The 23,598-nt window shown below is 64.4% G+C and carries 22 protein-coding genes and 2 pseudogenes; 10 read left to right on the forward strand and 14 right to left on the reverse strand.

Annotated features, from left to right (window positions below; genetic code table 11):
* Positions 1-104: 104 nt before the first annotated feature.
* Entirely contained in the window at positions 105-635 is a 531-nt protein-coding gene (locus tag ABZ345_RS36075; RefSeq protein ID WP_359859137.1) for a DUF5753 domain-containing protein, read from the forward strand.
* Positions 636-842: 207 nt separating this feature from the next.
* Positions 843-1,766 carry an HNH endonuclease signature motif containing protein gene (locus ABZ345_RS36080; RefSeq protein WP_359858949.1) on the forward strand — a complete coding sequence of 308 codons (924 nt, stop codon included), beginning with the start codon at positions 843-845 and terminating at the stop codon, positions 1,764-1,766.
* A 23-nt stretch (positions 1,767-1,789) separates the two neighbouring features.
* On the opposite strand, the gene ABZ345_RS36085 is transcribed toward ABZ345_RS36080, so the two are convergent.
* The 3 genes from ABZ345_RS36085 to ABZ345_RS36095 form a co-directional block, all read right to left on the reverse strand.
* Positions 1,790-2,824: a hypothetical protein gene (locus tag ABZ345_RS36085; protein ID WP_359858951.1), complete on the reverse strand. Its 1,035-nt coding sequence runs from the start codon at positions 2,822-2,824 to the stop codon at positions 1,790-1,792.
* 30 nt (positions 2,825-2,854) lie between these two features.
* On the reverse strand, positions 2,855-4,723 hold the full coding sequence (locus ABZ345_RS36090; RefSeq protein WP_359858953.1) for a DUF6119 family protein: 1,869 nt from the start codon (positions 4,721-4,723) through the stop codon (positions 2,855-2,857).
* 1,605 nt (positions 4,724-6,328) lie between these two features.
* Positions 6,329-8,326: a recombinase family protein gene (locus ABZ345_RS36095; protein ID WP_359858955.1), complete on the reverse strand. Its 1,998-nt coding sequence runs from the start codon at positions 8,324-8,326 to the stop codon at positions 6,329-6,331.
* 88 nt (positions 8,327-8,414) lie between these two features.
* On the opposite strand from ABZ345_RS36095, the gene ABZ345_RS36100 reads away from it, so the two are divergent.
* Entirely contained in the window at positions 8,415-9,221 is an 807-nt protein-coding gene (locus tag ABZ345_RS36100) for an alpha/beta hydrolase (RefSeq protein WP_359858957.1), read from the forward strand.
* On the opposite strand, the gene ABZ345_RS36105 is transcribed toward ABZ345_RS36100, so the two are convergent.
* The gene (locus ABZ345_RS36105; RefSeq protein WP_359858959.1) at positions 9,218-9,346 is read right to left on the reverse strand and encodes a hypothetical protein; all 129 of its coding nucleotides are present in this window, start codon (positions 9,344-9,346) and stop codon (positions 9,218-9,220) included. The genes ABZ345_RS36100 and ABZ345_RS36105 overlap by 4 nt on opposite strands.
* Before the next feature lie 356 nt (positions 9,347-9,702).
* On the opposite strand from ABZ345_RS36105, the pseudogene ABZ345_RS36110 reads away from it, so the two are divergent.
* Positions 9,703-10,301: pseudogene (locus ABZ345_RS36110) on the forward strand (ATP-binding cassette domain-containing protein); the annotation flags it as partial.
* A 294-nt stretch (positions 10,302-10,595) separates the two neighbouring features.
* Here ABZ345_RS36110 and ABZ345_RS36115 read toward each other — a convergent pair.
* From ABZ345_RS36115 to ABZ345_RS36125, 3 genes are all read right to left on the reverse strand, one after another.
* Complete coding sequence (locus ABZ345_RS36115; RefSeq protein WP_359859139.1) at positions 10,596-11,312, reverse strand: recombinase family protein; 717 nt, start codon at positions 11,310-11,312, stop codon at positions 10,596-10,598.
* Positions 11,194-11,925, reverse strand: a complete 732-nt coding sequence (locus ABZ345_RS36120; RefSeq protein ID WP_359858961.1) for a recombinase family protein — start codon at positions 11,923-11,925, stop codon at positions 11,194-11,196. Before ABZ345_RS36120 ends, ABZ345_RS36115 begins: the two co-directional genes overlap by 119 nt.
* A gap of 360 nt (positions 11,926-12,285) precedes the next feature.
* Positions 12,286-12,600, reverse strand: a complete 315-nt coding sequence (locus ABZ345_RS36125; RefSeq protein ID WP_359858963.1) for an integrase — start codon at positions 12,598-12,600, stop codon at positions 12,286-12,288.
* A gap of 95 nt (positions 12,601-12,695) precedes the next feature.
* Here ABZ345_RS36125 and ABZ345_RS36130 point away from each other — a divergent pair, with 95 nt between their 5' ends.
* The 5 genes from ABZ345_RS36130 to ABZ345_RS36150 all read left to right on the forward strand — a co-directional run bounded on the left by ABZ345_RS36130 (position 12,696) and on the right by ABZ345_RS36150 (position 16,463).
* A complete protein-coding gene (locus ABZ345_RS36130; RefSeq protein WP_359858965.1) occupies positions 12,696-12,857 on the forward strand; it encodes a hypothetical protein in 162 nt (53 codons plus the stop codon).
* Positions 12,854-13,096 carry a hypothetical protein gene (locus ABZ345_RS36135; protein WP_359858967.1) on the forward strand — a complete coding sequence of 81 codons (243 nt, stop codon included), beginning with the start codon at positions 12,854-12,856 and terminating at the stop codon, positions 13,094-13,096. Before ABZ345_RS36130 ends, ABZ345_RS36135 begins: the two co-directional genes overlap by 4 nt.
* Positions 13,093-13,293 carry a hypothetical protein gene (locus tag ABZ345_RS36140; protein ID WP_359858969.1) on the forward strand — a complete coding sequence of 67 codons (201 nt, stop codon included), beginning with the start codon at positions 13,093-13,095 and terminating at the stop codon, positions 13,291-13,293. The genes ABZ345_RS36135 and ABZ345_RS36140 overlap by 4 nt, the downstream gene beginning before the upstream one ends.
* Positions 13,294-13,485: 192 nt before the next feature.
* Positions 13,486-13,782, forward strand: coding sequence for a cellulose binding domain-containing protein (locus tag ABZ345_RS36145; RefSeq protein WP_359859141.1), 297 nt, complete (start codon positions 13,486-13,488; stop codon positions 13,780-13,782).
* Entirely contained in the window at positions 13,782-16,463 is a 2,682-nt protein-coding gene (locus ABZ345_RS36150) for an RICIN domain-containing protein (RefSeq protein ID WP_359858971.1), read from the forward strand. Before ABZ345_RS36145 ends, ABZ345_RS36150 begins: the two co-directional genes overlap by 1 nt.
* 500 nt (positions 16,464-16,963) lie before the next feature.
* Here ABZ345_RS36150 and ABZ345_RS36155 read toward each other — a convergent pair whose 3' ends face one another.
* The 3 genes and pseudogenes from ABZ345_RS36155 to ABZ345_RS36165 all read right to left on the reverse strand — a co-directional run bounded on the left by ABZ345_RS36155 (position 16,964) and on the right by ABZ345_RS36165 (position 18,388).
* Positions 16,964-17,296: a hypothetical protein gene (locus ABZ345_RS36155; RefSeq protein WP_359859152.1), complete on the reverse strand. Its 333-nt coding sequence runs from the start codon at positions 17,294-17,296 to the stop codon at positions 16,964-16,966.
* Between the two features lie 119 nt (positions 17,297-17,415).
* Positions 17,416-17,715, reverse strand: a pseudogene (locus ABZ345_RS36160) (recombinase family protein); the annotation flags it as partial.
* A gap of 229 nt (positions 17,716-17,944) precedes the next feature.
* On the reverse strand, positions 17,945-18,388 hold the full coding sequence (locus ABZ345_RS36165; protein ID WP_359858973.1) for a hypothetical protein: 444 nt from the start codon (positions 18,386-18,388) through the stop codon (positions 17,945-17,947).
* 301 nt (positions 18,389-18,689) lie between these two features.
* Here ABZ345_RS36165 and ABZ345_RS36170 point away from each other — a divergent pair, with 301 nt between their 5' ends.
* A complete protein-coding gene (locus ABZ345_RS36170; RefSeq protein ID WP_359858975.1) occupies positions 18,690-19,652 on the forward strand; it encodes a hypothetical protein in 963 nt (320 codons plus the stop codon).
* Between the two features lie 100 nt (positions 19,653-19,752).
* Here ABZ345_RS36170 and ABZ345_RS36175 read toward each other — a convergent pair whose 3' ends face one another.
* From ABZ345_RS36175 to ABZ345_RS36190, 4 genes are all read right to left on the reverse strand, one after another.
* Entirely contained in the window at positions 19,753-20,130 is a 378-nt protein-coding gene (locus ABZ345_RS36175; RefSeq protein WP_359858977.1) for a hypothetical protein, read from the reverse strand.
* A gap of 124 nt (positions 20,131-20,254) precedes the next feature.
* The gene (locus tag ABZ345_RS36180) at positions 20,255-20,392 is read right to left on the reverse strand and encodes a hypothetical protein (RefSeq protein WP_359858979.1); all 138 of its coding nucleotides are present in this window, start codon (positions 20,390-20,392) and stop codon (positions 20,255-20,257) included.
* Between the two features lie 307 nt (positions 20,393-20,699).
* On the reverse strand, positions 20,700-21,008 hold the full coding sequence (locus ABZ345_RS36185; protein WP_359858981.1) for a helix-turn-helix domain-containing protein: 309 nt from the start codon (positions 21,006-21,008) through the stop codon (positions 20,700-20,702).
* Positions 21,009-21,044: 36 nt separating this feature from the next.
* Positions 21,045-23,375 (reverse strand): fibronectin type III domain-containing protein, encoded by a 2,331-nt coding sequence (locus ABZ345_RS36190; protein WP_359858983.1) that lies wholly within the window; start codon positions 23,373-23,375, stop codon positions 21,045-21,047.
* Between the last annotated feature and the right edge of the window lie 223 nt (positions 23,376-23,598).

The following is a 23,598-nucleotide window of genomic DNA, read 5'->3' on the forward strand; positions in this document are numbered from 1 at the left end:
CGCCGGGGCTTGTTCGAGCCCGTGGTCTTCATAAGGACATCCTTCCAGGGGCAAAACCCCTGATCTCAGGTGTCCGTCAAAACGGGTCAAGCCCATTCCCTCTTCTGCTCGCTGACGCGACACGACTCCGGACCCTAGCTACGGTCATGGTGCCGGCCGTCTTCCAGCTCGCCGACTACACCGCGGCAACAACGAGGTGGGACGACTCGACCAGAGCTGAACAGCTCTCACGCATCAGGGACACGTGGGCATCCCGTTCGAGCAGCGACGATCCACTGGCCGTTGAAGCCGTGTTCCCACAAGCGCTGCTGCGGCAGGTAGTGGGCGGCCGGCGTGCGCTGAAGGCACAACTGCTTCACCTCATGGAGGTGAGCGAGCTGCCTGAGGTCAGTCTTCGAGTGATGCCGCAGTCGGCCGGCGCCTATCCCGCGATGGGCCGCCCCTTCACCTGGCTGAGCTTTCCTCACCGGCAGCACAACGATGTCGTGTACACGGAAACCTTCGTGCGCTCCGAGTATGCGGAAACCCAAACGCAGATCGAGCAGACGGCGGCACTGTTCTCCGCATTGCAGGGGTTAACTCTAAACGAAGACGAGTCGCTGGAACTCATCGCCGAGGCGGTAACTCTTCTCTAGGTCCGCCAAGAACGCTTGGGCACAGCAGCCTGACGCCTACGCAGTCGCTGGTCACCCGAGCTACAGGAGAGCGAGACACGGTAGGCGTCTCGCACCCTGACACCGCGACGCGGCGCTGAGCGCACGTTCGGGCAAGTCCGAGCTTCTCCATGGCCGCATCACGCTTTAATCTAGCCTCTTACTGTCGCCGCCGGACGGAAGGGCAATGTGGACACACGGCGTGAGAACGAGTGGATCAGCCATCGATACTTTCGTACATACGAAATTGCGCGTCGCATAAGCGGCATCGCAAGCGATCCATTCGCCTACATTCGAGATCTTGAGGAACTGACCGGAGATGGCGGTCTATCTGATTTCCTGTCACCGTGGCAGTACGATACGGTTGTTCACAGGTTCGCGCGCTGGATCGCCGACGAGATGTTTCTCGACGACACAGCAGGTCCCTATGTCACGCGACATGACCTGGACTCGCCTTCAAATACGCCGAAGCGCTACCTACCTGTGGACTTATGCCTTTCCGCATACGGCCTATGGCCGACGATCGACTTCGAAGTGCCCGAGCGCGACGGTGACTTCGTGTACGATAGTCGAAACATTCGCAGATGGCAGGAATCAACCGCAGTCGAAGATAAGTGCTACGACTATTTTATCACCAGCGTGCAACTAAGTGCACCGTACGAAGACCTGCTCGACATCATCGCAGACGAAGTCTTCCACGTCGTGTTTCATAATCGCGCTGTAATGTTCGGCCTGAACGACTTTCTCGCCCGCCTCGTGTCAGCGATCGACATCGACGAATTTGCCGATGACGACGAGCTGACAGGCCTAATCGCCGACAATGGAGGCCGACTCAAGCGAGTTACACCAAAAGCATGGGCACGAAAAGCTGTATTTTTCCGCGATCAGGGTCGCTGCGTATATTGCGGAGTGGACTTGTCCGGACTATTGAGCACTCTAAGCCCCAGCCACTTCGATCACATCGTTCCGCTTGCACACGGAGGCTTGAACGACGTCACAAACCTGCAATTGCTATGCAAGCCCTGCAACCTCAAGAAGTCGGACATCAAGTCCGGCACAAGTAACTGGTATCCTCGCCTCTACACGCGGCCACGCTCACGGCATCGCTCATGAGTGACTTGATGAAGTGATCGAAGCTAGATCTTTCCAAAGTGCCGCAAGATTCTAATCGTATCGTAACCATCGATGGTCATATACCTTCGCGGCCGCATGGGGTCACCAGCATATGCTTTTAACATGTTGATGACAGGCGCCCTAATCGAATGGCAATGCTGCACAACGATCAAGTCGGCCGCCGTTTGGGCCAACCGGTCGATCTGATCCCCATTCTTGCCGAGATCAGCAATCGTCATGGGACGAAATTTGGCAGGACCCTTGAATGCGAATGCCGTTCGCAGTCGATTCCCTTCAATCGAGACCATCGACGACCACAGATCGAACTGCTCTCCACCCCAATCCTTCGGCACGTCAGGCTCACCGATAATGTCAGCAAAGAAGTTCTTCACAGCCTCCTCTGGCACTTCTTTTAACAGCAACAGGTCTGACGACTTAAGGCTTCGAGTAAAATCAACACCATCAAACTGATCAATCGAAAGCGGCCAAACATGCCATGGGTCGTTCGAGATTATCGGAAGATAGCTCCCAGTTCTATATTTGGACTGAAACCAGCGAGACGCAATAACAATAGGCCGGACGCGGATCTCATCAACCATCAGGCTTTCGACGTAGCCGAGCAAGAATTGGCGCTTGGTTCGCGACAGTTGGTCAGTTGAGCTCCCACTGGTCAGACGTGAGGCGCTATAGTCGCCAACAACACGGACACTTCGATCTGTCGCGAGCCTGGCAGTGAATGACGCTCGACCCGAAAGACCTCTCTCCACCTTGGCGCGAGCATCAGCCACACCCTTAAACGATATTTCCTGTTCGAGCCAGACGAGCATTCCTGAATTCAAAGCACCTTTGAGATGCAGGACCTCTAATGACGCAACACCAGTTGTCACAAGGTATCGCGATATTGCGCGCTGAAATAGGTCGACCCGCAGTACTTGCGCTAACGAACGACCAGGTTCTGGGATTGCACGAGCGAGCGCTGTTGCTTCATTCTCCGTAAGCAGATTGAGCACGAGCTCCTCGTGCAGAAACCAACATTCCAACCTCAGATCATCCGCCATCGGCACCGCACCATTAATCGCCAAAACGGTTTACTCGGACTCTTGTGCTCGGGAATACTTCGTGTGAGCAAGTCGAAAGTCGAACCTGTTTCGTTTCATTTCATTCTTGGTCGCCAGGATCTCGCGCCGCGCAATGTGCGAGGTCAGTCGCCCCTTCTCGAAATCCTCTACAACAAACTCCCTTGAAGTGGCACACAAGACGACGTAGACCAGATCGTAGTCAAACCAGGACAGGAACACTTCCTCGCTGATATCTGCATTGAGTTCGTCCTTGCTCCATTCGTCCCGATAGTAATTGGCTAGCACGGTCTTTCCGCTCCCGCGGTCCCTCGAAATAACGTCGGCAGCAGTCGTTATCTGCGAGCATGCATCACGCATCTTCGCAGCGAAGTCCTTCTTCACGTGAACGATATAGAGCTTCTTGTTCTCGTCGTCCACCTTCAGCAGGTCGAAGAGTTCAACCCAGCCGCGATCGACCCTAGCAAAGATCTCATCGCCAAAGTAGAAGCCGGACTTCTTCGCTTGTTCAGTATTGAATTCCCTCTCTGAGCCGCCAACCCATGGCAGGAACTTCACCTCGTCCCCGAGCAGAACCGGTCGATCGCGATCAAATACCTCCGCGATGAAGTCGCGTTTCAGATTTTCTAGGAAGTCCCCGAAACTCCGGTACCACACCTTGTCGATTCGAAAGTATGTTCGCCCTTCCAGATCCACCTGCCCGTGGAGAAAGTCGATCAGTTTGCGTCTAATCGCTTTCGACGCGTCGTCAGGGTCGACCTTGAAACTTAGGTAGAGGCCCACGAAAGCGACGTAGAAAGTCTTCGAATCTTCAAGAGAACCGCCGAGCTTATTTTTCAGCAGCGGCAGCAACTCGTCAATATCCGGAGCGCTATCTCCAATCAGGGTTCGCCCAATCTTGAACGTTGACGCGGACCTGAAAGCGATAATTTCGTAAGGATCAAGAACATCAATGTCCGGAACGTCACCAGAAAGCAATGCGAGGCGAATATTTTCGACAAACTTCTCGCAGAGGTTTGCCATCAGCTCTTTGTCGTTCTTGATTGGATAGAGATTGTCAAGAAACGAGAGCTGCCTCAGATGTTCCTCCGTAGGCTCAGGAAGTTGCTCCAGGTCTTTGACCAGATCACAAACATCCGAAAGTCCCAACTTCTGCCGAAGCACAAAAGCTGACTTAATCTCGACAGCGGGGGGTCGTTCAGGATTGATTAGGCCACGCAGGAGACTATCTTCCGGAAGCCGCTCAGCATCGAGACGACCGACCAGCTTCTTCCAGATCGTATCCATCGCCTCGCTTTTATCGATGGAGTATGTGTGGCGATATGTTTCAGACCGACTGGTCTTGAAGCCGGTCATATCCCGCACATCGGCTGCGGTGAAGTTGTTGGAGATTAGCTTCTTAGCCACGTCGAAGGGAAAGCTGTAATCGACAAAATCTGCGATCACGTGATAGCCGCCACCTGAGGTAATAACATATATGGACGACTCTGTGCTGACGAAGAGACACGCATCCAACCCTTTAACGTGGAACATATTTGCGTCGCCAGGTCGAACAAGATTTTTTTCAACAAACGGCAGAATCCCCTTGCTGAAAGTAGTTCTGACGTACAGGTCGAGTGACACGTCAGTCCGGAACTGCTGGAGCGGTACCTCAATAAGCGACTGTTTGACAGAACCTTCGGCTGTAACCTCTTCTTCGTAAGCCTCGATCACCGCATCAAGTCGCTCTTGGGGTGTCTCTCCATCGGGCATCGCAAGCTTCCAGATTGCGTTATTCGATCGCTTCGCGCCTGACTCTGTCTGGGAACCAGGCTTTACCGCAGTACTGTCTGCAGCTGAAGTCTTGGCGGATCCAGCTGACTCCGCGCGTGCCGTTGACATAGCAGCCTTCCCTGGACCCTCATACGTGGCAGTTGCCCACCCTGTCGTTCCGATCCAAGAAAGTGATACGACTTCCACCTGTTTGAGGGCGCGCCGTCGAACGTATGAACGAATAGCTGGCCCGTGGCGTCGACATAGAGCCGGCGATTAGCTATCCCCGTAGCTGCCCGCTCACGGCGCGTAGCAAGGACGAGAACCAATGCTGGTCTGGAGCAACGTTGTGGCTGCCCTGTCCCGCCTGTGTCGTCACGCCAGCCAGGTCTTGGCCAGCAATGGATCCACTCCGGGACGCCTTCGGCTGAGCCTGTCCCCTTGTCGGCCAGCGCATCGCCACAGGTCAGGACGGTGGCGACGACCGTCCCGTGCGACCTGCACAGGACGTCAGTCAGGGACACCGGGACGGCCGATAAGTCGATCGATCACGGCGTATCGCTGACAGCGAGGCGTGTGGATAGTGTGCAACTCGCCCCGGACACATAAATACCCCACGAACTCGCCGAGTTCGTGGGGTAATCTCATTGCTGGGACTGATGGACCACCGATTCGCTCTCCCATTCCAGCGGCAACGTCAACTCAGCTACTCTATAAGGCACACACAGCCCCTCGTCCGCAGCAAGGAAATAATCGACTTGTTGCGGACACGCAGCACGGCGCAATTGTGGTCTTCGCTGTCCTTGCGCCGCGTCCACGAAGGCCTTGAAGCTGCGCTGTCGCGTACTACTCAGGAAACAATTAGGTGCGAGCTAAGCCGAATCCGTGGCGTAGCCACGACACATGAGGGCCGAGGCAATCGTGTTCCCCGATGGTCTTCAACTCGGATTCGGTGGCGATCCCCTTGATACCCGCAGCCGTGAGCGTATGGCGCGAGCCGGCTGCACACCATGATCGCCGCGTCCGCCAGAACGCTTGAGCCGAAGTTGCGGGTTTCAGCCCAACGCTGTGGTCCACTATGTGTGCGACGCCGATACCACGGCCGACCAACGCCCGGTGACGGGCGGCGGGCGCGCGGCAGGCAGCGACAAGCTTCCTGACCGACACCCCTTGTGGTCGCTTCACATATCGGCGCGTCGTGACGCACATCCGCACTCAGCGGAATCCGTCACGTCGGTGGCGTGGCACGTGGGTCCGCCCCTTGCGGCCCGGAGCATCCGCTCCGAGGCCCCGGCGGCATCCCCGCCACGACCACAGGAGAAGTGATGATCGACCACGAGCCCGACACCCAGGTCCCGGAAGACGACATGGCCGAGTTCACGCGGCGTGGCCTCCTGAAGCGCACTTCCTAGGATGCAATCCGCGTCGAACCAGCGTGCCCCAGAACTCTGAGCTGCGGACGGCATCCTCCGACGCCGTCCAGTCACGCCGCGTGCACGGCGGCGTGACCCAGGCTGGTCGACTGATGCCCACAAGTTGGCACCTGCTGGCACGGCCCCAATCCAGAACGCCATGTGGTAGCCCTCCGTCAGCGCCGCCGTCTCCGGCGTGCCGGTGCGAGCCAAGCCTTGGACGTCGCCTACTCCCTCTCCGGCAGCACGAGTCGTGTGGATAGTGTGCAACTCTCGGACATTCTCTTACCCCACGGGATTCACCAGAATCCCGTGGGGTAATTCATATTTCGACCACTTCTACGTCAGCACACCAATCCAATGCGAGAGCTGGCTGAACTGGGCGACGAGCAGGTCCCACAGTTTTTAACGTTAGTTGTGCGCGGCGAATTTCAAGACATCGGCTATCATAGTGAATCTGCAGACGCTGCTCGCGGACGTGATCGACCAACTCCTCACCCGCGCCTTCTTCCACGGGTCCCGCGGTCCGCACAAGTAGGTGCGGCAGTGCCTTGAGCAGGTGGTCTTCTCGGACGTAGATGTTCCGCGGTTCGCCGTCAGAACGCCGCTTGGCGCTCGTGAAGCCATGCCGACATCGATAGCCCGCTCGCCCATGAACCCAGTGCCCGTCCATCCGACGGCCACACAACCCGCATACGACGAGCCCCGCCAGCATGTAGCACCGGACCTCGCCGTCCTTGGCAGGCTTCGCCACCCGCATCCCCTGCACCGCGACGAACGTCTCGTCATCGACGAGTGGTTCGTGCGCGATGCGCTCGGACAACTCCCACTCGCTGAGCGGGTTCCACCGCAGCGCTCCCGAACCGCGCCCGCCGCGACGTCCGCCAGGTCCGTGACCCGTTGTGCTGCTTCGGTTCCAGACCTGCCGGCCGGTGTAGCGCGGATTCTCCAGGATCATCGCGACCGTCCGGACAATCCACCTCTCCCCGGATCTGTGCGCATTCCGCTCCGGATTCGCGCCCGACGGGCACACCACGCCACGCTCGTTGAGCTCGCGCGCCAACGACGCCACCGTCCGCCCACGCGCACGCTCGGCGAACATCCACCGCACCCACGACGCAGTCACCGGATCCGGCGCCAGCACCTGCACCCGCCGACCCCACCGGCCATGCACCGGATTCGGATGACGACCACCATCAACCAACCGATACCCATACGGCGGCCGACCACCCAAAAACCGGCCCTGCACACGAGTCTGCGCCCGCATCGCCGCCAACACCCGCTGACGAGCCCGCGCCACCTCACGCTGAGCCTGCGCACCCAGCAACATCATCAACGCCTCATGCATCGGACTACCGAGTTCCACCGGACCGCCCGCTTCCGGCAGCCAAACCTCGACCCCCAGTGCGTTCAGCCGAGCCACGACCTCACGGAACTGATCACCGTGAAACGCACGCTCGTACATCCGCCCGGCCGGGTTGAGGTTGTCGGTGACGTGATCACCACCGGGCGGCTCGATCAGCAGCACCGCCCCGCCCGGCGCCAGAGAACGCCTGGCGTGGGCGAGCGCGCCGACCGGATCGCCGAGGTCGTGCAACGAGTCCACGAACGTCACCAGCGCGTGTCCGGTGCCGGGGAAGTCGGAGGCGCTCGCGACCTCGAACCGCACCTCGCCGTCCGCACGCGACCGGGCCTCGGCGATCGACCGGTCGTGGTAGTCGTACCCGGTCACCCGCGCCGCCGGGAACGCCTCCGCGATCATCCGGGTCGGCGCGCCGTACCCGCAGCCGATGTCGGCCACGGTCCCACCGGCCCGCAACGCGTCCGCGACGCCCGGCAGCGCTTCGATCGCGGCCGCGATCAGTCCGGTGTGGATGGTGCTGCGGGTCAGCGCGTCCGTGCCCGCCCAGTACTCGGGATCGCGCTGGTGCCAAGCGAATCCGGCACCACCGCGGAACGCCTTCTCGAAGTCGGCGAAGCTCGCGCCCATCGACGCCATCAGGTGCGCGCAGGCGTTGACGATCGCTCCACCGGGGGCGTGCAGGATCGCGATCTCCACGGCTTCCGGCAGGCTGAAGGTGTCGGCGTCGTAGTCCAGGTAGCCGGCCGCAGCCTGCGAACGCAGCCACTCGCGCACGTACGGCTCGGCGAGTCCGGTCCTGGCCGCGACCTCGGTGACGCCGAGCGGCCCGGCGCCGGCCAGCGCGGCCCAGAGGCCGTGCCGCAGGCCGAGCGCGGTCAGGAACGTGCCCAGGCCCGCGCCCAGCTCGGTCGTGATCTGCGCCATCACCTGGTCCGGTGACCGTTCTGTGGTCGTCATGGTCTCTCTCCCGTCCTGAGTCTGCTCACTTCTCAGGCGCCAGATCCGATCTGGCGGCGCGCCAGAACCCAGCGCGCGCCTACGGGGTATGAGCACAACAACCGTGAACGGGACGACCCTCTACTACGAGGAAGTCGGTCAGGGGCCGGCCGCGTTGGTGCTGCACGGCGGCCTCGGCCTCGACCACACCTTCTACCGCGGCCTGGACGCGCTGTCCGACCGGCTGCGGCTCATCTACTTCGACCAGCGCGCCAACGGCCGGTCAGAACGCGCGCCGCTGGCCACGCTCACCATGGAGCAACTGGCCGACGACGCGGCGGCGCTCGCTGTGCAGCTGGACGCGAGCCCGGCGATCGTGATCGGCCACTCCTACGGCGGGTTCGTCGCCCAGGAACTGGCCCTGCGCCACCCCGAACACGTCGCAGGCCTCGTCCTCGTCGACACCACGCCGGGCCAGCTCGGCGCGTCCGACTCCCCCGACGACGACCAAGGCCCGCCGCCCCCGCCCGAGTGGATCGAGATCGCCGGCTCCGTGCCCGCAGACGACGCCGAGCTCGCCGCGAACATGGGCAAGCTGCTGCCGCACTTCCTCGCGGATCAGGCCAACCTCGCCGCCGCGCAGGAGGCCATGGGTCAGACGATCTTCAACGTCGGCGCCATGGTGCGCTCGATGGAGGTCCTCGCGGACTGGAGCGCCGCGGACCGGCTGGCGGAGATCCAGGTGCCGACGCTCGTCATCGTCGGCAGTCACGACCGGATCAGCAGCCCCGCCCAGTCCCGCCGCATAGCCCGGCGTATCCCGCACGCGCAGGTCGTCGAGATGGAGCACAGCGGCCACTTCCCGTGGGTGGAGGAGCCCGACCGCTTCACCAAGATCGTGCGGGAGTGGCTCTAGTCCGCGCCGCGACCCGGCTGGCTGGGGCGGTACGCGACCTTGCGGGCGCGCATCACCTCGCCCAGCGGCCGGTGCGCGACGACGGCGTTCCACGGGTCGAACTTCGCGGCCAGGGGCAACGCCACCTAAATAGGCTCACCCGAGGCCAGAGGTAGAAGAGCGGGACGGGTTGACCAACCCGCCCCGCTCTGGTGATTGAGCTGTTTGCCCAGCTAGATGCCACTTGGGGCCGTCCCGCCAACCCGTCCCGATTCGACGCCCCTACCGGACGACCAGGACAGGGTGTCACAGGCCTTGACCAGCCCAGATGAGACGTGTGCTTAGCGAGCAAGATCGTCCTCAGACGCAGTTCGACCCCGTCGGCGCCGTCGAGGCCGCTCCGAAAATCAGCAGGTCAGCTCGTACTGACCTGCTGAGAACTCCGATGTCGAGATCCGCCAGCAGGTTCTACAAGGCGACGAGTTCAGCGATCTTCTTGCGCGAGATGCGGGCCGTTCGCCGGGACATCCAGATCGTGCTCCAGGACCCGTACTCGTCGCTGAACCCGCGGATGACGGTCGGGGACATCGTCGGCGAGCCGTTCGAGATCCACCCGTCCGCGACCCCGCCGAAGGGCCGGCGCGCCGCGGTCGCTGATCTCCTCGACGCCGTCGGACTCAACCCCGAGCCCGTCAACCGCTATCCCCACCAGTTCTCCGGTGGCCAGCGGCAACGCATCGGCATCGCACGGGCGCTCGCGCTGCGACCCAAGATCCTCATCTGCGACGAACCTGTGTCGGCCCTCGACCTGTCGGTGCAGGCCCAAGTGATCAACCTTCTCGAGGACCTGCAACAGGAACCCGGGCTCTCGTACCTGTTCATCGCCACGACCTGTCCCTGGTCCGCTACGTCTCAGACCGGGTGCTCGTCATGTACCTGGGCAAGATCGTCGAGCAGGGCACCCACGAGGAGGTCTACGACCACTCGACGCACCCGTACACGCAGGCCCTGTTGTCCGTGGCCACCGAGCCCGACCTCGCCGACCAGGAGGCGAGCGACGCGATCGTGCTGACCGGCGAGGTGCCGAGCCCGCTCAACCCTGCGCGTGCCGAAAACTGCATCCGCGCAGGTTAAGCGGCATGGCGATACTCGTGGATGACTCCGCGGAGACGGTCCTGTCGATCTATGGTGAGGCGTTCGATCTGGCCGGCTTGAAGAGGCTAGGGCCGGGCTCGCAAGGGTGCGGCGGCGGCGAGTGATCGGTGGGTTCTCGCCGGCGACGTAGGGACTCGTGACCTGGCTCTACGGTCCGCGTGACTGCATCCCGGTCGCCACCTTGATGTGATCGATGACGGTTGAAGTCAGAATCCAAAGGAATCAGCCGTTTCATCGAACTCATGCGGACGTGCGGGCCGGATGCGCACCCCCCAGGTCTTCGCCCACACCTACTTCCACAGGTTCCGCGGCCCGCCCGAGCAGGTGTGGCAGTGCCTCAAGAAGGTGGTCTTCTCGGACGTAGATGTTCCGCGGTTCGCCGTCGGAACGTCGCCTGACGCTGGTGAAGCCGTGCCGGCATCGATAGCCAGCCCGCCCATGAACCCAGTGCCCGTCCATCCGACGGCCACACAGCCCGCACACGACGAGCCCCGTCAGCAGGTAGCGCCGTACCTCGCCGTCTTTTGCAGGCTTCGCCACCCGCATCCCCTGAACGGCGACGAACGTCTCGTCATCCACGAGTGGTTCGTGCACGATCCGTTCGGAGACCTCCCACTCGCTGACCGGATTCCACCGCCGCACACCTGAACCGCGGCCGCTGGGACGGCTTCCAGGCCCGTGACCCGTTGTGCTGCTTCGGTTCCATACCTGCCGACCGGTGTAGCGCGGGTTCTCCAGGATCATCGCCACTGTCCGGACAATCCACCGCTCCCCCGACCTGTGCGCGTTCCGCTCGGGATCGGCACCCGACGGGCACACCACGCCACGCTCGTTGAGCTCACGCGCCAACGACGCCACCGTGCGACCGCGGGCACGCTCGGCGAACATCCACCGCACCCACGGCGCCATCACCGGATCCGGCGCCAACACCTGCACCCCGCCGACCCCACCGCCCATGCACAGGATTCGGATGTCGGCCGCCATCAACAAGCCGATAGCCGTAAGGCGGACGACCACCCAGAAACCGGCCCTGTACACGAGTCTGCACCCGCATCGCCGCCAGCACCCGCTGCCGTGCCCTCGCCACCTCACGCTGCGCCTGCGCACCCAACAACACCATCAACGCCTCATGTACCGGACTACCCAACTCCACCGGACCACCCGCCTCCGGCAACCACACCGCAACACCCAGCGAGTTCAACCGGGACACGACCTCGCGGAACTGGTCACCATGAAACGCCCGCTCGTACTCGCCCACCACAACCGCGTCAAAGTCACGATCAGGAGCCGCGGCAGCAGCGAGCAACGCTGCAGCCTCGGGACGGTCCTGCCACGACCACCGCCGCGACACACCTACATCGAAGAACTCCCCAACCACCGAGCCGACGCCGTCAATCAACTCATCCGATACCGCCCGCTGCCACGCACGAGACGTCTGCACATCCTGAAACGTGCTCGTCGACATCCGGCCATAGAACGCAAAACGCAAGCCAGGCTCCTCAGACGGGACCACCAGACGGCGACATCCCGTCAACGCGGCAACCAGTTCGGTACTCGTCAGCGCGGCCACAGTCAGCTCCCTCGGTCAGAACCAAGACCCAGAGACAAGAAGCACCGTGACGGCGTCGTGGCCGACTCCACTCGAACAGCCCAGTGCGGACCAACGCATGGCTCGACGCTCGTCGCGGCGTTGACCAATGCCTAGCCACGACGTCGTGCTACCTCACGGTGGATCGGGATTTGCCAACGAGCTCGGCGGCAGGCCTGTGCCTTCTCGAGTCGGCGAAGGCGGAATCCGAAGCCGCTTCAGCACACAACGAACAGTCGACGCGGACGTCCGATGGCCGAGCTTGAGCAGCTCACCCTGGATCCGGCGGTAACCCCAGCCGGAGTTCTCCCGTGCCATCCGCTCGATCAAGCCACGACGGTTTCATCGATCCGCGGTCGCCCAGTCCGGTTCGGGTAAGTCCACTTCTTCGCGACCAACCGCCGATGCCACTGCAGCACGGTGCCCGGAAGACACCAACCGGTGCTGTCGCAGCCACACCGCTAGCTGCCGCACCAACGCGGCCAGCACCGGGCGATCAGCCCAATCCAACCGCGGACGGCGCTGACCCCGACGCAGCACCGCGACTTCGTGCCGCAACACCAGCAACTCCACGTCCTTGGCCACCGAAGACCGGCCGAGCAGAACTAGCCAGCCACCGAGCCGAACAACGATGAGGTACAGCAGTCGCAGCGCCACGCCCACGATCATGCCTGCAGGACGACAGACGCTGATCACCGCAGCTCAGCGTGTGACTGCACGATCGCTGCCGTCCCGACCGTTGCCGCAACAGCATGATCGGTGTCGAGCACCTCGCCATCCACGACTCCCACCGACGCATCCACCTCAAACTCCTGGACACCCCAAGCCTTCCTCCCGCACGCAAAGCGCTCATCCGCCGAGAGATCGACCAGGCCACCACCATCCTCGACCGCAGCCGAGAGCAGAGCCAGTGACCGCCGTGTCCGCCCGCACCCTCACCGAGGACGGTGTCACCGCAGCAACCGCGCGAGCAGTACGAACGGCCATGCACCGCCTGCTCACCGGAGCCGCGTGCCGCACGGACGGACGGCTGACCAAGCAGAACTTGTGGAAGGAGGCTGGAGTCAGCCGCGCGACCATGAACCGCGCGCACACGATCCTCGCGGAATGGGATGACCACGTTGCTCAACGCAGCACCGCAGACCCGCGGTGACCCGCCTCGACGACGAGATCCGGGAACTTCGGCTCAAACTCGCTGCCAAGAAACGCGAATGCGCCGATCTCCATCGACGCCTAGACGCCGCCACGACCGCGATCGCCGCACTGCACCACGACAACACCCTGCTCCGTCAGGAACTCACGCACCACCGCGCTGACGTCATCCCTATCCGACCCGGAGCAGACCTGTGAGTGTTAGCTAGCACTGGTTGCAACGGTCGGCCGCTTTCCAACTCGTGAGGGCTCCGTTACGGTCTGTGTCTGGGAGCGCTCCCAGAATCCTAAGGGGTCACCGTGCCAAGGTTGTCGCGCGTGCTCGCCGCCCTGTCCGTCGGCGCGTTGGTGCTGATAGGCAGCCAGTCCGCCTCGGCCGCGCCACCGTGCGTGGTCACCTACCAGCCCAACGTGTGGGCGAGCGGGTTCACCGCCAACGTCGCCGTCACCAACAACGGGGCGCCGGTCACCGCCTGGACGGCCACCTGGACCTACGCCGGCAGCCAGCAGATCACGTCCGGCTGGAACCACGATTGCTTACCGACCGATGCCCTGCTCCGCGGGCATGGAGCCGGTAGACGAGTCCATAGTGGACCTCTCCATTTTGGCGGCCCCTGCGGTAGTGACGATGGGTCCGGTGATCGGTGTATCCCCGTAGACGCGACACCCGCGAAAGGGGTTTCTTGATGCGTCAGAACAGCCCTCGCACGCTATCCCAGCGCTTCGCCCGCGCAGCGCTGGCCGGCGCCACACTCCTCGCGACCATCGGCACGGTACAACCCGCCGCCGCAGCACAGCCGGCCGTCGCAACACAGCCGACCGTCACGGCCGCAGCTGCCGCGGCTGCCGGCGCCGCCGCGATCGCCTCGGTCGACCTGGCCGGGACGTGGAGTTTCACGCCGACGGGTCGAGGGGCGACCTCGATCACGGTTCCCGGCGGCGGCTGGTACAAGCAGGGCTTCACCGACGTGAACGAGGCGGTGTACTCGCGCACCATCACCGTGCCCGACTCGGGTCAGCCGCAGTCGACGTGGATCGAGTTCGGGGCGGTCAACCACCAGGCGACGCTGTCGGTCGACGGCCGGGTGGTGGCGACGCAGACCACGTCGTTCACGCCGTCGAATTTCGACATCACCGCCTACGCGGCCCCCGGTAGCACCCACACGATCAGCGTCGCCGTGAAGGGCCGCGGCGCGTTGAAGGCATCCAACGGCCGGTACCTGGTGCCCGACGCCGCCGACTGGTCCGAGGCGGTCCCGCAGGGGATCTTCCGTTCGGCGTTCCTGCGGACGTACCCGGCGGTGTACGTCAGCGACACATTCGTGCGTACGTCGGTGGCGAACAAGACGTTGAGCTACGACGTGTCGGTGCGCAACACGTCGGACAGTTCCCGGTCGGTGACGTTGACCGGGTCGCTGTCGTCCAGCAATGGAACGGCTTTCAGCTACCCGGAACTGCCCAGCCGTACGGTCACCGTGGCGGCCCACTCGATCGCGACCGTGACCGTCGGGCCGGTCGCGTGGAACCTCGACAGCACCTCGTACTGGTGGCCCAACGTGCCGTACCGGTCGGGGTACCGGGCGCAGCTGCACGGGCTGGCGGTGCATGCCGTCGCCGATGACGGGCACACCAGCGACGCCACGTACCGGTTCGGGTTCCGGGAGGCCACCCAGAACGGTGACTACTACTACCTCAACGGCGTGCGCGTGAACTTCCGCGGCGACAACCTCCAAGGTGCCGACTACGACCGGATCAACAACGGCGGCAAGGGCGACGCCTACGACACCCTGCCCGGCTTCCTGCCCCCGTCGCCCGGCAACGGCGGCTGGCCGCAGGCGGTGGACAACTACCAGCGGCTCAACTACAACGTGGTGCGCATCCACCAGGAGCCCGCGAGCCCGTACATGTTGGACGTCGCCGACGAGATGGGCCTGATGATCATCGGCGAGACCGCGATTCGCGGCTCCTCTGGCAAGCAGGATTGGATCGCCGGGCACGACAACATGGTCAACCACGCCCGTGCGCTGGTCCTGCGCGACCGCAACCACCCCGCGGTCATCCGCTGGAGTCAGGCCAACGAACCGAACCAGAGCGGCCAGGATTCCGAACAGTTCGAGAAGGACCTGTACGCGGCGATCAACGGCAACGATGGCACCCGGCCGATCATTGCCGAGGTGGGCGTCGACGGGAATCTCAACGGGTATCCCGGGATGACGTACGCCAACTTCGCGGTGATCCCGCACTACGTCGACGGCTTCGGCAGGTACGGGGAGGGCCTGAAAACCGTGAATGGGCGGCCCGACGGCGAGGGCGAGTACATCTGGCCGGCATGCAACAACAAGCAGGGCTTCGAGTGGTTCGCCACGGCAACCCTGGCCAAGCGCGGCAAGAACGCCACCGACCTGCGTCCGTACACGCTGCTGTCCGCCTGGGCCAGCGTCGTGCCCGGAGTGCGCACCGGCGACTTCACCCCGGAGGAGGGCGGTCGCCCTGTCTACGGCGCGGACAACCTCCCGGACCCCTGGAGCAACCCGCAGATCCAGCGCGTGCAGGCGGCGTTCAACCCGGTGGCCGCGGTCGACCTGCCCTACTGGTCGGCCTCCGGCGTCTCGGACTCCAACGGCACCTTCCCTCTGCCGCAGGCCGTGCCCAACTACGCCCGGAACGCCACGGTCACCCGCAACATCACCGTCTTCAACGACGACCTCGCCAACACCTCGGTGGGCTTCACCTGGACGGCGCGGCTCGACGCGCCGGACGGCGCGGTCGTCGCGTCCGGAAGCACGACCCTGACCGTCCCGCTCGGCTCGCGGGTCACCCAGCCGGTGTCCTTCACCACCCCGGCCACCGGCAACCGCGTGTACCTGCAGCTGTCGACCACGAAGTCCGGTAACCCCGTCTTCACCGACGCGGTGGAGTACTTCAACCTCGCCGGAAGCGGCGGAGACGAACCCACACCGGGCACCTACCGCATCGTCAACCGCAACAGCGGCAAGCCGCTCGCTGTCGCGGGCAACTCCACCGTGGACGGTGCCAAGGCGGTCCAGCAGAGCGGCACCGCCACCTGGACCATCGCCACGACCTCCGACGGCTCCTACACCCTCCAGTACGTCCCGAGCGGAAAGGTGCTCGACGTCAACGCCAACAGCAGCACGGCCGGGCTGCAACTGCAGCAGTGGACGGCCAACGGCGGCACCAACCAGATGTGGTATCTGCGGTCCACCGGCAACGGCTACTACACCATCGTCAGCCACGACAGCGGACTGGCGGCGGACGTCTACGGTGCGGCGACGAGCGACGGGGCGCAGGTCGTGCAGTGGACCGCCAACGGCGGGGCCAACCAGCAGTGGCAACTGAACCGGGCCTGACCGGACGACCCGGTTCTCGCCTGCAGCGGCGTCGACCGCTACCCCTGGCCGCTCGGCCCTGCGGCCAGGGGGGCGGTGGCGAGATGTCAACTCCGAACGTCGGCAAGCGACCACTACCGAGCACCTTGTCTCCGCTCCCATCGGTACGGGCCGGCAGATCACCGCAGTGAACGCATCGAACCGCCTCGCTCGCGAGCGGTAGGCGCTCGTCAGCGCCCCCATGGGGGTTCGATCAATGACGGCTCAATGGACCCCCACGCTGATAGAGGTTCCGCAACCGTCGGCCAGCTCCTACAACCATGAGGAGATCCATATGGCTTGTTCGCACAACTCGGGGGCCGCAGCGTTCGACGGTCCACGGTGATGGGCGCTACGGCCGTCGTGTTGGTTCTGGGCTTCGCGTTTAACGTCCGGTTTGTGCTCAGTCGCTCGGTTGAGGGACTGGCAGAAGGCGGCCACCTGCTCACGCTCTGAGGAAGAGGCGAATCTTCTCGGGAGGATCAGTGGCCGTTGTTCGTAGTGTCGGGCAGGTCGGCGGTGGTGACCAGGGTGAACTTCGCCGGTTCGGGGGCGAGGTGTACGACTGTTTCGATCGGCGGGCGGATGCGTTGTTCGATCTGGTGGATGGGATCTGCGCGCCGGTCACTGTGGCCGGGGTGGCGTACCTGAGCTTGGCGCCGGGTGCCCGGCGTGGTCACGGTGCCGGGTACGCAGCGGTGTCCGCCGGCCGGATCGATGAGGATCTGCTGCGTGACGTGATCGCCGGGTATAGGCCCGAGGGTTGGCGGCCGGATTTCGCGGTTGATGCGTCGGTGTGGGCGCTTCTGCCGCACGTCCCACACACGACCAAGCAGGCCAGTGCATACCGCCGAGCTGTTCCGTCCTTAGTCGGTCGCTGGGCCCTGATGGACTGGACCGCGACGAAAGTGTTGTCGTCGACCAACGGAATGTGTGCGAGCTGTGCCGAGATCTCCCACTCACTTGCGGGTTTTCTCGTCGCACGTCCGGAACCCCGTCCATCAGTTCGACCACCAGTGCCATGACCGCTGGTTGCTTGGCGGTTCCACACCTGCCGACCGGCGTAGCGCTGGTTCTCCAGGATCGAGGTCAGTGTGGCCGCAACCCAGCGCGCCCCGGACCTGTGCTTGTTGCGAGTTGGGTCCGCGCTCGCGGGGCAGGGCACGTTCCGGTCGTTGAGCTCGCGAACGATTGACGCGACGGCGCGACCAGACGACCTCTGACGAAGATCCATCGCACCCACGGCGCCGTTCGCGGATCGCCAACTTCTGCAACCGGCGACCCCACTGACTGTGACAAGAGTTCGGGTGGCGACCCGCGTCGACGAGCCGGTAGCCGTAGGGCGGGCGGCCACCGAGGAACCTGCCCTGCTGCGTCGCCTGCACACGCATCGCGGCCAACACCCGTTGCCGCGCGCGGGCCACCTCTCGCTGCGCCTGCGCTCCGAGCAACACCATCAACGCCTAATGCACCGGACTGTCGAGCTCGACAGGACCTCCCGCCTCAGGTAGCCACACCTCGATCCCGAGGTCGTTGAGCTGCGTGACGATCTCGCGGAATCGGTCACCGTGGAACGCGCGCTCGTACTCCCCCACCACGACCGCGTTGAATCGACGATCAGGACGCGCCGCCTCGACGATCAGCGCCGACGCCTGCGAGCGGTCCGACCACGACCAACGGCGTGACCGCCCCACGTCGAAGAACTCCACGACCATCCGACCGACGCCTTCGACCAGTTCGTCCGAGATCGCACGCTGCCATGCCCGGGAGGTCCGCGGATCCTGGAACTCAGTCGTCGACATCCGGCCGTAGAAGGCGAACCGCACACCGCGCTCGACCGGCGGCGCAGCCGGACGCTTGCGGCATGTCAGCGCGGCCACGAGTTCCACGTTCGTCAGCACAACCATCACGGGCTCCCTCGTTCGTTCAGAGCCGAGAAAAGGAGGCTCCGCGTGCCATGACGGTCGTGCCGCTCTGACCACTCGAAGAGCCCAATGCGGAGCAGCTCGAACGGCGCCGAGCGCCAGCTGACTGCGGCGGACAGGAACATGACCGCTTCGCGCCGCACTTATGAGTAGCAAATGAGTGCTAAGATGGCTTTGCAAGTGTTCATTGAGCACTCAAGGGGGAAGCGTGTCCGGCAATTCGATCAAGGAACGCCGTGCCGAGCTGAGCCTCACTCAGCAGGAGGCAGCACGACGCGCAGACGTGTCACTGGCCACCTGGCGACGATTCGAGAACACCGCGGGAGATGCCGGCGCGCTGGACGGGTTCCGGGCGGACAACCTGCAAGGGTTCGCACGAGCACTGAAGCTGAACGTTGCCGCGTTACGGCAGTTGGCTGGCGAGCCCGCCGACGGCGAGTCCCCCGGCCTGGGCGAGGGACTCGATGTAACCGACCGACGAACCGCCGAGGTCGTGCACCTCTTCAACACCTCGTTCACCGGCAACCCACTCACACCAGCCGACGCCATGGCGTTGTCGACCACCGTCGACTTCTCCCCCTTCGTCCCCACCATTCAGGACAGCGGACTACGCCTCGACAACTCGTTCGGCTACGAGTTCGCCGCCTATCTCAAAGGCGAGGCGACCATCCGCGAGGTCACCCTGCTCTGCGACCTGCCCGAACTGGCACTCACCCAGGTCAACAACCACTGGCTGGTGCGCATGGGCGAACGCATCACGCGGATCGGCCGCGAACTCGGCAAGGGACGAGTCCCTCGCTCGCAATGCCTCGCCGACGAGTACGCGCTCTGGATCGTCATCCAGAACACCGAACCACCCCAGCTCGGCGAAGTCCTCCACGTCTTCCCCGGACTGCGAACCTCCGAAGACGTGTTCGGCCACGATCCCGACGTCGACGATCCCGACGACGAAAGCGCGATCCGGGAGGAATGGATGAACCGCGTCGCGGGCGGGCTCCTGCCGCCCGACCACAGCCACGACTACCGCCGCTATGACCTGACCATCATGGAAGCGTTCGGACAGGGCGTCTACGACACCACTGACCCGCGCCACCCGCTTCGCTGGTTCGACCGCGACGACCTTCGCGAACGATGCGAATCCGAGCTGGCGTTCGTCAGGTTGTCCAAGGAAGAACAAGACGCGCAGACTGCCGAAGCATTCAAGCGGGTATCTGCGACGCTCTTCCCGCACACCCGTGATGCCTGAGGTACCAGGCCGCCTGGCCAGCCGGATGATGACGGGTCAGGCGACTGCGATTGGCAGATGCGCTGCCGCCCAGCGCGCGATCTCTTCGACCAGGTCCGGATCAACCGGCCGTTTCAGCTGTTTGCGCGTCCGTGGCGGCGTTGTCCCCAGGGCGGCGGGCGAGACGATGCGGGACAACGTCGTGCTGTGCCCCACCACGAACACCCGAGATCAGCTTGGCCGCCCGCTTGAGCTCACCGGCCAGCAGCACGATGCCCGCGATGAACAGCAGGTGGTCCCAGCCGAGCAGCATGTGCTCGATCCCCAACGGGATGAACTCCCAGGCGTTCTTGCCTGCGGCAGACCCGGTGATGCCATGGGCAAGCGCCTGACCAGGCGTGCTCACCGCCACCGCCGCCGTGAGCGCTGCCGCCCTGTTCCTCGTCGCGCTCGTGCGGGCATGGCGGCGCTTCATCAGGTCGCGATGCCACCTCAGCACCCGTATCCAGGCTGACCAGCAGCCGAAGTCGGCACAGCGTCGCGCGTGCCAAGGGCACAGGCAAGGCTGCGAGCAACGCCCTGTCCTCAGGCCGCAATCGTGGGCGCTGATCGCCGAACTGTCGCTACAGGACCGCGAGTTGGTGGCGTAGCGCGAGAATCTCGACGTCCTTGTCCCGATCGGTCATGCGCAGTAGCCATAGCGCGGCGAAGGCGTGGGAGACGGCGAGGTAGGCGAAGCGGACCAGCACGGCCGCGATCATGCCGGATTATGAGCGGTATCCATCGGCGCCTGCTGACCTGCACGGACGTATTTCTCGGCACGCACAGGCTCGCCGTGAAGGTGACAGGACGATTGTCGGTCACGTCGACCTCGTGGTCGTGCGGCCGGTCGAGGCGTACCCGCGTCGACAACCTCGACGCCTACCGCGCCCGCATCGCTCGGCAGCAGGCCCGGCGCGCCTCCGCTGGGGCCGCGGCCGCCGGGGAATCCGGTGCGTGGCCGTTCGTCGAGGACGTGCGCGGGGTCGACCAGTTCCGACGGCTCGCACAGCTGCTGGAAGAACGCGGTTACCGGGAGGACCGCATCGCCAAGGTCATGGGCGGCAACTTCGTCGCCAACGCCGACCGGATCTGGACTGCGTGGGCGTCGTATGAGAGGCGGCCCATTTTTGGGTCCAGCGCGCCGAACCCCCGCTCGTTGAACGCGTGGACCACGTCCCGCACATAGTCGTCGCTGACCTGCATCATCGACGTGATGTCCCGGACCGTCCGACCCTGGCCGGACATCAGCACCACGATCGCCCGGGTCGACGTTGCGTGGCGCACCACTGGACGGTGGCACGCCGGCGCGATCAGGGCGATCGCGCCGGCGTTCATCCGATCAGCCGTGCAGCGGCGGTGCCTGGTCGTTGTTCAGCCGGTCGCACCCGGCCCAGTACCCACCACGTTCGTCGCGGTGACCGTGAACGTGTAGGGCGTGCCGGCCGCCAGCCCGTCGATCACCACGAACGTGTCCTTCTTCCGCAGCAACACCTTCCGCCCCGTCACCACGCGTCCGTCGAGCCCGGTGGCCGTGATCGTGTACGCGACGACCGGGCTGCCGCCGTCCTTGGCGGGCGGCGAGAAGTACACCGTCGCCACCCTGTCTCCGAGGTTCACGTGCACGTTCTCCGGCGCGCCTGGCTCCGTCACGGTCTTGGCCGCCGGCGTCACGGTCGTACCCGCCGCAAGGCCCGATCCTTCGGCGTTGTTGGCCACGACCCGCACGGTGTACGTGGTTCCGTTGCGCAGCCCCGAAACCTTGACGTAGCCGAGCCGGTCGATGTCGGCGACCGACACCGTGACCCGCGGCCCGTCCGAGAGCTCCACCGTGTAGCCGGTGATCGCGGCGCCACCGTCGTCGACCGGCGGAGTCCAGGCCACGTACGCGAATCCGTCGCCACCGTAGGCCGAGACCCGGTCGATCGCGGTGGGCATCGACTGCTTGGCGATCTTCCGGCTGAGCACACTCCGGTACGACGGCTCGATTCCGGCGTTGTCCAGAATGGACCTGGGCGCGTCCGCCAGCTTCGCGATGGCCTTGTTGCCCTTGATCGTGGCTCCCGGCACCGTCTTGTCCGGATCGCCCTGCTGCCAGTAGTTGTCGATGACGCTCATCGGCCAGTACGAGCCGTCGTTGAGCTCGTAGTTCTTGCGCAGCCCTGCCCAGTCGTGCGGGTTGCCGACCAGCACGTTGCGGCTCACGGTGATGTTGCTGGAGCCGTTGTCGAGGTAGATGCCGTGGCCTGGCCCGCGCTGGTCGCGGATCACGTTGCCGGTGATCTCGGTGCCTCCGGTGCGGCCGTTGTTGTAGATGCCGGCGCCGTCTGAGAGCACCAGCATGTGGTCGAAGACGAGGTTGTCCGCGATCCGGTTGTCCCGGCTGATGTTGGGCTGACCGGGTTCCCCGACCTTGTCGAGCCAGCCGCCCCACCCGGTGGAAATGCCGCTGTAGGCGGTGTGGTCGATCTGGTTGTGCGCGATCGTCGTGTTCTGCGTGTACCCGTTGAAGATCGCGACCCCGCCGTGGAACTCGACCGGCAGCGCGTACAGGTGGTTGTCGGTCACGTCGATGTGGTGCGTGATGTCCTTGGCGTCGCCGGGCAACGGCTGGTCGACGTCACCGAGCTGCAGCCCGTTGCCCGAGATGTCGGTGAACACGTTGCCCCGCACCGTCACCTGGCTCGCCCCGTGCCCGAGATCGAGACCCGCCGCCCCGAGATGTACGAAGTCGTTGTTCAGGAACCGAACACCGCTCGCGTGCTCCACGGACACGTTGCCCGGCGCCTTGGTCCACGCCCCGAACGGACAGGTGCCGCCTGCGATCCGGTGACACAGCCCCTGCTTGTCGTAGGCCCCTTGCCCGGTGAGGGAGATCGTTGCCTGGATCTCCGACAGGCCTTCACCGCTGCTCGGCCGCAACCACGTCGCGTACGCGAACCGCAGCCCGTCGAACGTGATGTTGTGGCTGCCCTTGATGTCCACGAGCTTCTCGGCGATCGGTACCTCGACATCCGCCTTCGCCAGGTCCTCCCCGGCCCTGGGCAGGTAGTGGATCCGCCGCGCGGCCCGGTCGAAGTACCACTCGCCGGGCTGGTCGAGGAGCTCGAACGCGTTCTCCACGTACGCCGGCTGCCGGTCGGCGTGCAGATCCCCCGGTCCCACCTCGTGAATCGACCGCGTCGGATGATCCGGATCAGGCGGCCGCCTGGTCGAGTTGTCCCAGCACGGCTGCGCCATCGTGATGACCCGCCCGCTCACCGAACCGACCGGGCACCGCGCCTCGGTCCACGGCCCGAGCCCCTTCCACGACGACCACAACCCGTCACCACCGGTGTAGACGAACTCGACGTCACGAGGATTCCGCCACGAGACATCCCCCTCGTACCCGGTGGCGGTCGCCTTCACCGCGACCTGCCCCCTGGCCCGCTGCGCCCGCACCCCGTCGATGTACAGCTGCCGCGTGTCGCCCAACCGCTCTGGCGCCGGCGCCGACCACACCTTGCCGTCGTTGTGCCACCCGGTGACCCGGACCCCACCGCTGACGACCGGGCGCTGGCCTGGCACAGCCCGGAACACGACATCGCGGTCCCGTTCGTCAAGCTCCAGCGGCGCGCTCACCCGATACGTGCCGCCGCCGACCCACACGGTCATCGGAGCATTACGAGCTCTGGCCAGGTCGCGCGCCTTTGCAAGCGTTCTCACCGGACGCATCCGCGACCCCGCCGTCGCGTCGTTTCCTGACGGCAACACAAAGATTTCCGCCTTCTGAGCGGCCACCGCCGGCGCGACCGCGCCGACCGCTAGAGCCAAGCCAAGCACCATAGCCGAAGCACGCATACCTCCGATGTCTAGGGCTCGCGAGTGCGGCTGTCAACCTTCTGTGGACGAACGGCCAGTACTCCCTCCACCCCTAGCTCGAGTTCGG

Origin of the sequence: Lentzea sp. NPDC005914 (assembly GCF_040629405.1) — a bacterium.
Taxonomy (GTDB): Bacteria; Actinomycetota; Actinomycetes; order Mycobacteriales; family Pseudonocardiaceae; genus Lentzea.